Source organism: Rhodococcus sp. 21391, assembly GCF_016772255.1.
In the GTDB taxonomy this organism is placed as follows: Bacteria; Actinomycetota; Actinomycetes; order Mycobacteriales; family Mycobacteriaceae; genus Rhodococcus_F; species Rhodococcus_F opacus.
In genome coordinates, this window is the sequence record NZ_CP063782.1 from 1,468,457 (window position 1) to 1,480,836 (window position 12,380).

At 65.6% G+C, this 12,380-nt stretch carries 16 protein-coding genes; 2 read left to right on the top strand and 14 right to left on the bottom strand.

Going from position 1 to position 12,380, the window contains the following annotated elements:
* Positions 1-35: 35 nt before the first annotated feature.
* Positions 36-296, bottom strand: coding sequence for a hypothetical protein (locus GO592_RS41695; RefSeq protein WP_007299941.1), 261 nt, complete (start codon positions 294-296; stop codon positions 36-38).
* Positions 297-1,111: 815 nt separating this feature from the next.
* The gene (locus tag GO592_RS41700; RefSeq protein ID WP_007299942.1) at positions 1,112-1,381 is read right to left on the bottom strand and encodes a WhiB family transcriptional regulator; all 270 of its coding nucleotides are present in this window, start codon (positions 1,379-1,381) and stop codon (positions 1,112-1,114) included.
* A 721-nt stretch (positions 1,382-2,102) separates the two neighbouring features.
* Here GO592_RS41700 and GO592_RS45510 point away from each other — a divergent pair.
* The gene (locus tag GO592_RS45510) at positions 2,103-2,471 is read left to right on the top strand and encodes a hypothetical protein (protein WP_237720584.1); all 369 of its coding nucleotides are present in this window, start codon (positions 2,103-2,105) and stop codon (positions 2,469-2,471) included.
* A 25-nt stretch (positions 2,472-2,496) separates the two neighbouring features.
* Here the strand turns inward: GO592_RS45510 and GO592_RS41710 are convergent, their stop codons facing one another.
* Genes GO592_RS41710 through GO592_RS41725 form a run of 4 tightly spaced genes read right to left on the bottom strand, consistent with a single transcriptional unit; the run spans position 2,497 to position 5,175 of the window.
* Entirely contained in the window at positions 2,497-3,222 is a 726-nt protein-coding gene (locus tag GO592_RS41710; RefSeq protein WP_007299944.1) for a hypothetical protein, read from the bottom strand.
* Positions 3,219-4,088 carry an RAMP superfamily CRISPR-associated protein gene (locus GO592_RS41715; protein WP_012686783.1) on the bottom strand — a complete coding sequence of 290 codons (870 nt, stop codon included), beginning with the start codon at positions 4,086-4,088 and terminating at the stop codon, positions 3,219-3,221. The genes GO592_RS41710 and GO592_RS41715 overlap by 4 nt, the downstream gene beginning before the upstream one ends.
* Positions 4,085-4,501, bottom strand: coding sequence for a hypothetical protein (locus GO592_RS41720; protein ID WP_007299946.1), 417 nt, complete (start codon positions 4,499-4,501; stop codon positions 4,085-4,087). The genes GO592_RS41715 and GO592_RS41720 overlap by 4 nt, the downstream gene beginning before the upstream one ends.
* Positions 4,498-5,175 carry a hypothetical protein gene (locus GO592_RS41725; protein WP_007299947.1) on the bottom strand — a complete coding sequence of 226 codons (678 nt, stop codon included), beginning with the start codon at positions 5,173-5,175 and terminating at the stop codon, positions 4,498-4,500. The genes GO592_RS41720 and GO592_RS41725 overlap by 4 nt, the downstream gene beginning before the upstream one ends.
* A 127-nt stretch (positions 5,176-5,302) precedes the next feature.
* On the opposite strand from GO592_RS41725, the gene GO592_RS41730 reads away from it, so the two are divergent.
* On the top strand, positions 5,303-6,157 hold the full coding sequence (locus tag GO592_RS41730) for a phosphoadenosine phosphosulfate reductase domain-containing protein (RefSeq protein WP_007299948.1): 855 nt from the start codon (positions 5,303-5,305) through the stop codon (positions 6,155-6,157).
* A 160-nt stretch (positions 6,158-6,317) separates the two neighbouring features.
* Here the strand turns inward: GO592_RS41730 and GO592_RS41735 are convergent, their stop codons facing one another.
* The 8 genes from GO592_RS41735 to GO592_RS41770 all read right to left on the bottom strand — a co-directional run bounded on the left by GO592_RS41735 (position 6,318) and on the right by GO592_RS41770 (position 12,235).
* Positions 6,318-7,070, bottom strand: a complete 753-nt coding sequence (locus GO592_RS41735) for an RES domain-containing protein (protein WP_007299949.1) — start codon at positions 7,068-7,070, stop codon at positions 6,318-6,320.
* On the bottom strand, positions 7,067-7,459 hold the full coding sequence (locus GO592_RS41740; RefSeq protein WP_007299950.1) for a hypothetical protein: 393 nt from the start codon (positions 7,457-7,459) through the stop codon (positions 7,067-7,069). The genes GO592_RS41735 and GO592_RS41740 overlap by 4 nt, the downstream gene beginning before the upstream one ends.
* A 96-nt stretch (positions 7,460-7,555) precedes the next feature.
* Positions 7,556-8,128 (bottom strand): 3'-5' exonuclease, encoded by a 573-nt coding sequence (locus GO592_RS41745; RefSeq protein WP_007299951.1) that lies wholly within the window; start codon positions 8,126-8,128, stop codon positions 7,556-7,558.
* A gap of 167 nt (positions 8,129-8,295) precedes the next feature.
* Positions 8,296-8,712, bottom strand: coding sequence for a hypothetical protein (locus GO592_RS41750; protein ID WP_007299952.1), 417 nt, complete (start codon positions 8,710-8,712; stop codon positions 8,296-8,298).
* A gap of 128 nt (positions 8,713-8,840) precedes the next feature.
* Positions 8,841-9,788: a C40 family peptidase gene (locus tag GO592_RS46165; RefSeq protein WP_007299953.1), complete on the bottom strand. Its 948-nt coding sequence runs from the start codon at positions 9,786-9,788 to the stop codon at positions 8,841-8,843.
* 271 nt (positions 9,789-10,059) lie between these two features.
* On the bottom strand, positions 10,060-10,254 hold the full coding sequence (locus GO592_RS41760) for a hypothetical protein (RefSeq protein WP_148222644.1): 195 nt from the start codon (positions 10,252-10,254) through the stop codon (positions 10,060-10,062).
* Between the two features lie 56 nt (positions 10,255-10,310).
* A complete protein-coding gene (locus tag GO592_RS41765; RefSeq protein WP_007299954.1) occupies positions 10,311-11,198 on the bottom strand; it encodes a hypothetical protein in 888 nt (295 codons plus the stop codon).
* Positions 11,198-12,235 (bottom strand): hypothetical protein, encoded by a 1,038-nt coding sequence (locus GO592_RS41770; protein ID WP_007299955.1) that lies wholly within the window; start codon positions 12,233-12,235, stop codon positions 11,198-11,200. The genes GO592_RS41765 and GO592_RS41770 overlap by 1 nt, the downstream gene beginning before the upstream one ends.
* Between the last annotated feature and the right edge of the window lie 145 nt (positions 12,236-12,380).

The following is a 12,380-nucleotide window of genomic DNA, read 5'->3' on the forward strand; positions in this document are numbered from 1 at the left end:
TTGTAATTGGGCGGTTCAACGAGAAGCGGAGCGGACTACCCGGTAAAGAGGTGCGCGGTCAGTCGCGACGCGAGTTCTTCCCGTGTGTCCTCGTCGCCGGGGTGCGAGTAGACAGGGCTGATCGGGCGACCGGCGTCGATCATGTCCTCGCGCGCTATCTTGACCGCCTCCGCACACTCGCGGAGGGCTTCGGCGAACTCAGCCACGAACGAGGCGTCTGTGGAGGGCGCCGCGTCCACGATGGCGTCGGAGAGGGCTTCGAGGTAGCGGACGGACTGTTCGAGGAGATCACGCATGCGATGACCGTAGCGCGGACGGAAGGGCCGTGTCACCGATGAATTAGGTTGTGCAGTAACAGCGGCGCCGCCAGCGGCACCGCTGAATCATAGCGAACTGATTCCGCATCGGGCGTGTCACGGCGTGTCGCTCGGGCCAAGGCGAGGAGTGATTGGGCGGTCGCCATCGCGGCGAACCTCCTACAACCGGCCCCGCTCGGGTCCACGGCCATGCTGGATACACCAACCCTGCCCACATTCGATTGAGCACCGACACCACCAACCGTGACGGGCAAGGACCCGAGCGACGCTGGTCAAGACCACCGAGCGTCACACGCTTCGGTGTGTCCGCCGACTACACATCGGCACGTCCGGCTCGGCTCCGCTCCCCAGAACAGGGCGACCACCAACCCCAGAACACCTACACCGCAGGCCAATGCCACGCCGAGGATGAACGCGTCACTCATCGCTTCCCCCCCCCATTCGCCGGTTCTCCATTACAACAGGTCCCATCAGCCTCCGGCTCCGGCTGCGTCGGCGACATCCACAAGTCCCGCTCGTCATGCGCGCGCGAGCAGCAGCGGGATGCTCAGGCTCCGCCCGCGCCCACCGCGTCTTCTGCTTCGGCAAACTCGCTGTGCCATAACAGGTCTCCTGCCAAACGTGGCGGATGAATGCCCACCCGCCGCGCAAGTCGGCGAAACTGTTGCGCCCATAGTGACAGCAGGTCGGCCGGGGCACGACCCGATCCCAAAGGTACCGGGCGAGTTGGATCGCTTTGGTGCCTCGCCGCCCTTCGGCCTGGCTGGTGTGTTCGAAGTCCATGGCCATGGCGGTCACCGGCGACGCTTCGGGTATCGCTTGCGGCGCTCGGCCGCGGTCAGCCCACCCCAGATCCCGAACCGCTCATCGTGGGCGAGTGCCTCGGCGAGGCAGGCCTCGCGAACCTCGCAGCCCGCGCACACCCGTTTCGCGGGGCGGCCGTTCTCCCCCGTTTCGGGGAAGAACGCTTCCGGATCGGTCACTCGGCAGAGCGCGAAGTCGCGCCACTCCGGAGCGTCCAACTCGATCCTGGGCCGTATGTCGGTATCGGTCATCTCGCTCATCTCCCTTTTCCCGCAGATGGTGTCTCGGTGAGGCGGACGGTAACGCCTGACCTGGACAGCTCCACACGAACTCGCACCTCCGGGACGCCCACCAGGTTCCAGCGACCAATCCGGGGCCAGTCCGATTGGGTTGTCTGTCATATCCGTGGTGACCTCTCCGGCGAAGTGCGAGTTGTTTTCACTGGGAGGAAGATCCGCGGCGTACGTGGTGAGTGACATCGCGTAATGGAACGTGCTCGACGAACCATCAACTACTCATCAGGGCAGGTGGAAACGCCGCTCCGACCTAGTTCTCGGCCGGTCACAGTCCACACCAACCCATTCCGCGACACCCGTGACCAGGACACCGGTCCCACACCGCTACTCTCGATGACGTCGTCCGCGCCACAACCGGCACGCATATGGAGGCTGACCACGACCCTGTTCACAGGGCGCCCGTCAGCCAGGGGAGAAAAGGGAAATGAACGATGATCATTCGCAGAACCACGATTGCTGCCGTGACTACCTGCACCGCACTGGGACTGACCCTGTCCGGGTGCGGCAATGGCGACGAACAGGCCACTCCCACTAGTCAGACCGCTACCTCGGCAGCGATGACCACCACTGGATCTACGACCACGACCGCAGCAACCAACCGGACCACGATCTCGTCGGATAACTCGGACACCATCGGCGGAACCGCTCAACTATTACCGCCGCCGACGTCACCGCCCGCATCGAGGTGAAAGAGCCCCAGCTGATCGAAAAGACCTCCATGGGGGAGCCGCGGATACTGTTGTTCCCGATCGTGCTCGACGTCGACTCCGGAACCCTGAACGCGACATCGACCAACTGGAAGGTCCGCACACTCAGCGGACAGACCATCACCGGCGATAATTCCTGGGGCAACATCCCCACCGCGATGGGGAACAACGCCCTCGACGGTCACGCCGAAGGCCTCGTCCTGTTCCCCGGAATCGGGGACAAGCTGACCGACGACGTGTCGATCGCCGAGGTCGCGCTCTATCCTCCGAACGGATCGAATACCCCACTTGCTCGCTGGACGCTGCCCGAACCGGTCGCTGTGCCCGACCTCCCGCGTTCCGAATAGTCGGCGAACCGCACCACGCGGCGGCTCATCGAGGTAGGTGGAGTTGCCGCATTCGGGTCGGGTGCATGTACGGCGGCCGCAGGCCAGCCAACCCGAAGCCGGCCGATTCCGGTTCGGGTCGATCGGGCAGACAGGCCGGTGGTGTGGTGCGCCCGAGAGTGCCGTCGCTATGTAGGTGCGCCGCCGCCCACCGGTCGGCGGCGGGGCAGTGTTCGAACTCCCACCTCAGGACCCGGCCCTCACCATGGGCCCGTTTCTTGCCGATGACATCCAGGCCACCCAGGATCCTGGCGACGGCGTCGAGATCTCCGACTCCGCGCCAGGTGACCGTGCGAGTGCTGGTGATCATCAGGGGCATGTAGCGGGCCCGGTAGCGGCCCTGTCGATCCGAGATCACCGCCGGCAGCGTGTGACTGAGTTGCTCGAGCCCGCGGTGATCGGCCCGCGACGCCCAGTGCCGCACCACGGGATCACCGGCCGGGTCCTCGGGGAACGAGCACGTCGCACACCAATGCCAGTCCTCGCCTGCGAGCTCGCACCGAGCCAGTGGCAGCGCGAGGTCGGGCGGGGCGCACTCGGGTGTCAGCGCCGGCACATACTCGCCTCGGTCGAGTGCCGCGGCCTTGTGATCGGCCCACAGTTCGGCGGCGAGGATCCCGTCGAGACTGATTCCCCACGGCGTCGCGTGCGCCAGTCCCGACGACAGGTGCGCCCGGACAACGAACGGTGCCATCTCCTCGGTGCCCGTCATGTCAGCCAGCACAACGCTTCGATGACCTCATCACGCAGTGGTGCGAGCTCGACGCGCCAGTCCACTGTCTGTGGGTCCGGGCCGGCCAACACCACCCGATCCGATTCGGCACGGACGCGTCCGTGACCTATCGCGCTGCGCCCTCCGAGGAATCCGTCACGCGCGAATCTGCCCCACACATCGGTGAAGAACGAGATTTCGAGAGGGGTGGCCCGGTCCAGCCGTAAGAACGTTTCGAAACGGGTTCCCGCAGGAAGTGTTTCGACCTCGAATCGCATCAGCATCGACGAGCCGACATCCTTGCCGGCTCCGCCCCCCGCGGAGGATTCGGGGAACGTCCGGGTGTCGGTGTCGTCGAATCGGCTGTAGCTCTCCAGGGAGACCAACTCGAACTGACTCATCAACCGGCCGTCATATGCCCGGGTCATGATCGTCTCGGTCTCACGCACCCGCGGGACCACCTTGCCCACCCTCAGGCAACCGTCGATCGGTGGCTGACCTCCGCCGTTGCCGCCGAACACCCCGATCGGGGGAACCAGCTCCCGCAGTCGATGCCGCCGACGACCGGTCAGACCGTCGCCGGTGACCTTCGTCAGAGAGCCTCCGTTGCGTAGCGCGTGCGCCGCCGAGAGCGGGATCTGCCCTTCGTAGCCGATGACATCGCGGAACAGCTCCTCAGCGATCCTGCGCAACCCGCCGCGTAGAGAGTTTCCGGACACGATCGGCACCAGCACCGGCCTTCCGTCCGGCTGGATCACCGGCTCGCGCCGGAACAGTGTCGTCGTCGTTCCGGAGTCCTCCCCCTTCTGGGAGATCGAGGACAGCGCGGTCAGCTCGACATCCCAGCGCACCGTCGACCTCATCATTTCTTCGTTCCCGAAGTCCGAGCGGCGGCCACCGCTTCGGCGACGATCCGCGTGCGCAACACGTACGAGGTGGGACGCTCACGCAGCAACGTCAGCACCGGCTCGGACTCCTCACGCAGCAACGTCGCCAGCTCCAGCCGCTGGTCGGTGTTCGTCGGTTCCGATTCGAGGGACCGGGAGACCACCGACCACCACCGGTCGAGATCGCCGCCACCGATATAGGTGGCGACCCGAACACGGTTCGGCAGGTGCTGGGTCCAGTACGTTTCCCGCCGCCGGCCGATCCATCCCGAATCCCAGTCGATCCCGTAGTGCAGCAACAGCAGCAGGCGTTCAGCCGTTGCCGCCGGACCCTCGAGCGGCGGCAGCCCCGCCGGTGCGGCAGCGAGCCATCGATCGGTCGGGCTGGTCATTTCGTTCCTTTCGCACTCGCCGACACGGTGGCTCGCAGCGCAAGCTCCCACCACTGCCCGACCTGGCGGTACGGGGCGAGACGATCCCAGTCCGCGAAGACCGCCGGCCACCGCCCGGGGGCGATCGTGGCGAGCACCGGATACGGGGCCGCAGGCTCGGCGAGCATCCGGGCCCCGAACCCCAGCGCCCGCAGTCGACGCATCGCTGTCACCGCCGCGACATCACGCGACGTCCAGGGCAGGCACGTGTCCTCGACAGCAATCCCGCCCCACCGCGCGTGCGGCAGGATGTGCTTTCGGCCGGGCCGCAAGGGCACCACCACGGCGGTATCCGGATCAAGTGGCCGCGACAAGATCCGTTCGAGATCCGCCGCGGTCACTGCCCTCATCGCTGGTCGTGTGGTGACCACATGCATGCTTCTGCGCAGATCCGGGTGCCGGTAGGCCCAGGCGCAGGACGTGCACAGCCCACCTTCCACGGGCGCTTTCCAGCAGTCGTAACCCGTGAACGTTCGGGACACCACCTTGGTCACCGCCTCCACCCGAACCGGGGACGCCGCGCATCTCGCACACCGGCCCACCCTCGCCACCTCGACTACCTCGCGCGTCTTCGTCGACGCGAATGCCGCGGCGACGACGTCCTTCCGGCCGGCCACTTCGCACAGTTTCCCCACACCACACTCCTCACATGCCCAGGCGACTTCAAACGCCCCTACGACTGGAGGAAGATCTACCGGGCGGACACTGTGTGACAGAAGCTGCGAGATCTCGATACCGACCGGACACCGTGAAGGAGGACGTGTGGCGGGCAAGCCCGAACCCGACGGCCTGGACCTGAACACCCTCCGGGCACTGCGCCGGCCCCGCCGCGACCTCGCAAAACTCACCGGCCGCATCGCCGGGCACCTCGACGACCACGACGGATACCTCGCCTTCTCCGGCGGCAAGGACTCACTCGTCGCACTCCACCTCACCCTGCAGGTCGAACCGAACATCCCCGTCGTGTTCTTCGACTCCGGCCTCGAGTACCCCGAGACCTACACCTACATCACCGCACTCGCCGACACCTGGAACCTGAACCTCGCACCCCACCGAGCCGACCCACCACTGCTGACCGTCCTCGCACAATCCGGCGAATGGGACCACCACCAGCCCACCCGAGCCACGAGCCAGAAACTGCGCGACATCCTCATCGGTGCCCCCTCCCGCGCGGCGCACGCAGCCCACGGGCCAGGAGAAATCTGGGGCGTACGCGCCGACGAATCCCCGAAAGGGACCGGCCGCTGGTCGCTGTACTACAACGCACTCAGCAGCCACGTCACACGCATGTGCGACGGCTGCTGCACCAACACCACCGAGCAACGCCGACACCACGGCGGCCTCATCGACCGAGCCGACGGAACCCGTGTCTTCGGGCCCGTATGGGACTGGAACACCGACGAGATCTGGACCTACATCGCCCACCACCAGCTACCGGTGAACCCCGTCTACGGCACACTCCGCCGACTCGGCACCCCCGAAAAACACCTACGGGTCTCCCACATGCTCGACGGCGCCTTCCTCGAACACGGCCGTATCACCCGCCTACGACGTGGGTGGCCGACACTCTTCGAAGAACTCGCCCACGTCCTCCCCCGGATCCGCGAATTCGTCTGATAGCGAGGGGGTATCACGGGACCGCGACAAGAGCGAGAGAGAGAAGTTAGCGCGGTGTCGCGTCGCTTGTGGACCTCCGCCGACCCAGCCACAACCGGTGTCGCGACTGTGGTTTCCGCCCCGACGCTGCGGAGAATCTCGTGATCCCACAACGGACGACTCATGTGTCGTCCCATTCGAGTCCGAGCAGACGCATCGCCTGGACAAGGTCACCGTCGTCGGGTGCCACCGGCACCTGATCCAGTGCGGTGACGTGGGGGCTGACCACCGGGTCACCCGGTCGCTCGTAGACTGCCCACAACCGCAGCCCGTCACCGTGTCGCGAGTCGAACTCGACTCCGGTGATCGGACATCCGTCCGGACCACCAAGGGTGTTGATCCACTTGGAGATTGCCTGCGTCAACGCCCGCGGGCGGCCGTCCCGAATCGCGGCGCCGTCGAGATCATCGAGTCCGTGCCGGATCGCGGCCGACCGAAACCCGACACGCAGCGTGGCCAGCGTCTCCGGGTGCCCGGGGACCGCGAACCACCCCGTCAGCGCGCCGTGGGCGGTCATGCGAGGCTCGCACCACGACCGTGGCACCCGGCCGGGTTCGACCGTGGGGAATGCGGCGGCATCCTCGTCGTCGACGACGATCTCGTCCAGATCTGCGATCACCTGCGCGCTCGGCCGGGCGTAGGCGAGGACCTCCAGGTAGCAGGCCAATCGGCTGGCACCCACATAGAGGGTGCGCCACACCCCGTCCGGGTCGTCCCACCGGCCGGTGAACCGGCCGTCGGTGGCGTACACCCACGGTGTCCATTCCCACGGCGACGGCGCGAACCCGACCCGATAGACCTCGCATCCGTATCGGTGGGCGCACCACATCGACCCTTGCGCCGTGGCGACGAGGGCATGGTCGAGCTGGGTCATCCGACGGCGGCGAACTGCCGGGCCGCGGCGAGGACCTGCGGGCCGACATCGGCGAGTTCCCCCTCGCGCAGCAACAAGGCGGGGGCGCGGTCGTCGAGGATCGGATTCAAACCCTGAAACCAGGCCTGCGCCACCGCCGGGGTGTCGCGGGCGGTGATCAGCCGTGCCGCCCGGTACGCGATCCGCAGCCGTTCCACATCCGAGTCGCTACCGATCGTCCGTGTGCCCTCCGCCCACTGGCGCACTGCCCGGGTCTCCTTGACCCGACCCAGATAGGCGACCAGCTTCGCGCCCAGCAGCTCCCGCAACGCGGTGACCAGCTCGGGCTGGGACATACGGGCGGCCTGGTTGTACGCCTCCAGATCCGGCCGGGGATGTGCTGCGGTCATCACGAACCACCTCCAGATCCCAGGGTAAATCACAATCACGATCGCAGCAAGGACACCAGCCAAGAGAACAGACTCAGAAGCAGATGACTCGGTGGACTACAGCGGCAAGTGGGAGGTAGTGGCGGGGTCCACGGTGGTGGATGGCGCCGAGGTGCCCTCCGCGATGCCGAGCAGGACGGTGCGCGCGGCCGCGGCGTCGCTGCGGGCTCGGTGTCCGCCATCGAGCCGAATGCTCTTCTCGGTGCCCTCGGCCTGCGATCGCATCCGCATGATGCATCCCCACATCTCGGGGTCGGCCAGGTGCGCAGGGTCGAGACCATGCCGAGCACAATCATGGAGAACGCGCCCCCTGTCGAACTCACTGTGGTAGCTGAGCGTCACTCGCCCAGTGGTCACCGCAATCAGAGCCTGGTGGACCGTAGACCAGCCAGGTGCGCCAATCAGATCGGCCAGGGCAATTCCATGCACGGCATAAGCGTCCGGGTGCATCGGAACGTCGCCCGGATCGACCAGGGTATCGAGCAGTGGATTGCCCGTGGCCGCGTCCAAAACGCAGATTTCGATGATGCTGCCGTCCAAATTGGTCGATTCAACGTCCAGCACCGCTGCCCGGCCGGGGACGAGCATGCCCCGTGCCCACTGCTGCGGAGACGTTTGTGTACTGGTCATGCCACTTCCTTCTCATGATCATCGTGACGGCACCCTCTGACATGTGGTTCTCACTCCGGCACCTATGCCAGCCCGGCGAAGTTCCTGGTAGCGCTCGGGAGCCGTCTCCCGACAAGGATCGGGACGACGGCGCCCGAGAGGCTGGGGCCACCCCACCGGACAGCTTCCTAGCTGTAGGAATGCTCAGGTTCGCGCTCGCTGGAGATCTGCCCGTCGGTGCTCGGCGGCTGATCGCCTCCCTGCGGTGCAGCAGCATCTGCGACGTCGGTCGTCTCAGTCGCGTCCTTACTGGCGCCACCACGCGCGGCCTTACTGGAGGCGTTCTTCCGCTTCTTCGGGGCGGTGTAGCCCATGGCTGCGAGCTCTTTGGCCGTCCATCCGCCTTCGATCGCGTTCTCGTGGGCCGTCCTGATTGCATCTACAGCTGCCTCGCGTGCGGAATCGAGTGCGGCAAGCTCTTCCACTGCTTCCCCGATGGCTCCGACAAGCGCGACTCTGGTTTCGATTGCCTTCTGCGCCAGTGCTTCCGCATTCTTTCGCGCGGTCTCGATTGCCTTCTTGTGGGCTGCTGGCGTAATCGTCATGTGTCACTGTCTCCTTCGTCTCTGCGGTCGTGCCGCACGTCGCGACACGACTTTTGACCGGTCTGGGTCTATAGTGGCGATCGTATTGTTCCGCTTCGGGATCAAGCACAGGGCACTGTCCCCGATGGTCACAGGAAGCGGGCGGGCACCATGTCCGAGCGCACGGCGCTGATCTGGATGAGCTCCCCGGTCTGCGGTGCTTCAAGCATTCTTCCGCCACCGAGGTAGATCGCGACGTGGTTGGCCCCGTCTGCCTGCCAGTTCCCGAACAGCAGGTCACCAGGCTGGGCTCGGTCCATGCTGATCTGCTGGCCTGCCCGGAACTGTTCCTGTGAGGTTCGCGGCAAGACCTTCGTGCCGCCGGTACCGATGTAGTAGGCGAAGCGAGTGAGCCCAGAGCAGTCGTAGCCGGCGGTAGCTCCTCCGGTGCCGTCGCCCATCGACGGTCCGGTGAGAAGGCCTCCGCCCCATTGGTAGGGCAATCCGATCGCACGCATCGCCGCTTCGATGACCGCACGCGCGAACTCGAGGTTGCGGGGAAAGCGGGGATCGAAGGTCAGATCGCTGACTGCGGTCGGGGCGAGCATTCCTGTCAGGGAGGGGATGCCGGCCGCAGTGGTGGGTGCTCCGCTGACGACAGGAGACAGGAATAACGGATTCGTCTCCTGCTGCGGAGTCGATGACGGTGCCTGAGCTGCGGGTCCCGCTGGGTCGGCGACACCGCCGGCGGGCCCGGGCTCCGGACTTGGGGCGGGCAGGACCACCTCGGGAATCAGACCCTGAGCCTCGGGCGGGAGCTGTTCCCTGGCCCCCTCAGCGGCATCCCGGACTTCCGGTGGAATGGCGTTCTCGATCTCGGCTTGCCACTCGTCGGGCAACTGCTCCTGCGCCTGCTGCACGGCCCGGGCCGCGTCGTCGAGGTAGGGCTGCGGGTCCGGGACATACTGGGCGAGAGCTGGCGGTAGTTTCTGTGCGACCGACGTGACGCTGTCGGTGATCGCGGGGTCCACTCCGCCGCCCTGGGCAGCTGATGCGCCGGCCACTGCGACGCCGATGATGATCGATGCGAAATCCATGATGTCTCCTAGCCGAGGGTGTGGCGGCCAAGGGCGGAAGTATTGTCTCGATGACCGCGAGGGTGTCGTGCGATCAGGACAGTAGAGATGGACCTGTACAACTCGACCGAACTCACAACCGGGGCAACCCAGTCGGGCATCCACAATCGGCCAATAGGGCGTAGAGAATTGGACCGGATGCGGAAGATCAAATAGGGTGTGGGTACTGAGAATGCACTGGGTGAGTCGGAGGCACACCATCTTGTAGGTGGCCTCCGACTTTTCTTTCTGCTCACAGCCCCTTGCCATCTCGTCGTCCGGTATGAGCGTCTGCGCCGGAGCCCTCCTTCCCTTGCGTTGTGTCCGTGGTCGGATCCGCATCGTCGTGTGGCGCGGCTTTCACCACTCTGAATTGCGCGGGCGCAGCGAAGATATCGGGATGAAAGGTCAGGTCGGGGCGCCGGTGGCGCGGCTTGTCCGCAGTCATGACTGTGTGTTCCTTCCCGTGGGTTGAATCTGTCTCGAACCCCCCGCCTCGACTCGTCATGGCGTCTCGTGATCGACGAGTTGGACGACCAGGCGCTCCCCTGGTGGCTGTCCGGGTCGCTCGTACGGCACAAAATGAGCCCCCACCACCTGTAGCTGCATTCCTCGTGGCAGTAAGTGGTGCGAGTTGTCTACGCGGGAAGATTGCCCGTAGTACATACCCCGGTCGGTCTGGATCTCGAAGACGACATCGGTGGGCCGGGCGGTCGAGTCCAGTTCGTGCAGCGAATGGGTTGCTGCAGTGAACCGGTCGAAGGACAGGACCGTCCCCGGCGATAGCGTCGAGGGCAGATCTGACGGGTTCACGACCGCGTTGGGGATGCTCACCGAGGTGTACACGAGATGACCTCGTCCGGATGCGCGTTCGTATCGTTGGATGGCCCTGTCCACTCGTTGGACCTGCTTGCGGCGAGCATCGTCGAGCTCGACAGCGTCGCCGGCCACAGCGGAGAGGGCGTTGTTCGTCTCCCGCCAGGTCTTCGGGTCCGAAGTCAACGACGCCAGCGCCGTGTACTGAGTTTTCGGCATGGCGTCGAGGACGCGGCGCTTCGCCGCGGATCGGGTGTTCCGTTGTCGTGCCGAGAGTGTGCGACGGAGTTCGATCGCCGGTGGCAGCTGGGGGCGTAGCCGAGAGTTTCCGATTGCCGCCGGCGTGGGCCGTGGATAGGCGCGGTTGAGGTCCCGTTGCGCTCGGGTCAATCCGGGTAGGTTCTCGGTAGCGGTGTCGAGTTCTCGTGCTCCGCTGCGGAGATCGGCTCGGGTGTCGTAGGCGTGCTGCGAGATCAGGGCGCCTTCCTTGCGGGTGGCGACGTCGCTGTCGCCCCGGTCGGGATCGAACACACCGTTGCCGCGGTCTGGGCTGATCCGGTCATGGCTGCGGCCCATCAGTTGCGCCGATCGAATCCGGTGACGTCGCCGCGCAGCTGGGCCAGCGCCTTTTCCCGCGCCTGGTGTTGATCGGCCAGGTCGGTGGCCAGGTCACCGATTGCCGACGCTGCGAGGTCATCATTCGCCGAGTTGACCAGCAGTTCTCCGAGCGCCGGTGCGTGAGCGTCGATGCGACCGAGAGCCGCAGTACCGTCGATGGAGTCCTGAAGCATCAGTAGGTCTTGGTGATATGTCCACAACGCTGCGACCCGCCCGATCAGTGATTCTTTGGCCTGTTCGAACCACCGTCGCTGCTCGTGGTGGGCGGCCCGAGCCGCGTCAGCCTCGGCACTGACTCCCCTCGTGGGTTCGCCGACGCTGGCCCGGAAAGTTGCCAGCTCACCGCAGTGGCAGAGAATCATTCGGAGTTGGTCCTCGATGTCGAGCCGGATGCGGTGGATGTCGAGGTCCTCGTGACTCCATGCCGGCACTTCACGAATATCGTCGACGATCGCGGACGCAGTCATGGCCAGACGAAGTTCGAAGTAGTCGCCGCCGGCCGAGACGTAGGCATCGAGCTTGGCAATGCTGCCGCGGATCATCTGCTTGTCCGCCGCGGTCAGTCTGAGGGGATCGCGGCGGATCCACCACCACATCGCGAGGACCTCCACACCTGCAGCCGCGGAGATGAATACCGTCAGATCTGTGATCGGAGACTGAAACAGCGGATTCATGTTGAGTAGGACAGGAATCATGCCGATCAGAACAGGTGCGATCACGACGAGGGGAATCTCGACAACGACACCGCCGTTCGTCCGCCCGAACGGGACCTGCGTGCGCCAGATATTCCGTCGGGGATAGGTATTCACGTCGTGGGCGGTAAAACCCAGCTCCGCTCGCCTTGCGACGATTGTGGCCGCCCTCGGCGAGAGGAGTTGTAAGTGGATGCGGTCGAGCGCCGTCAGAAACTGGTCGCTCTCAGGGTCGATCTCGACGCGGTCGATCATGTCCAGAACAGCGCGGGCCGCGGGGTCGCCCGCTTCTGCCGGGATCATCGGCGTAGCTCGCTTCGCCCGATGGGCCGCTGCTCGCTGACCTGCCGCGATTCGGTGTCATTCTTTCCGGGATAGGTCCGTGGATCTGGCCTCCCCGAGGGGTGATGAGGGAAACCGTCGAATGCTTCGACGGCGGTGTCGAACT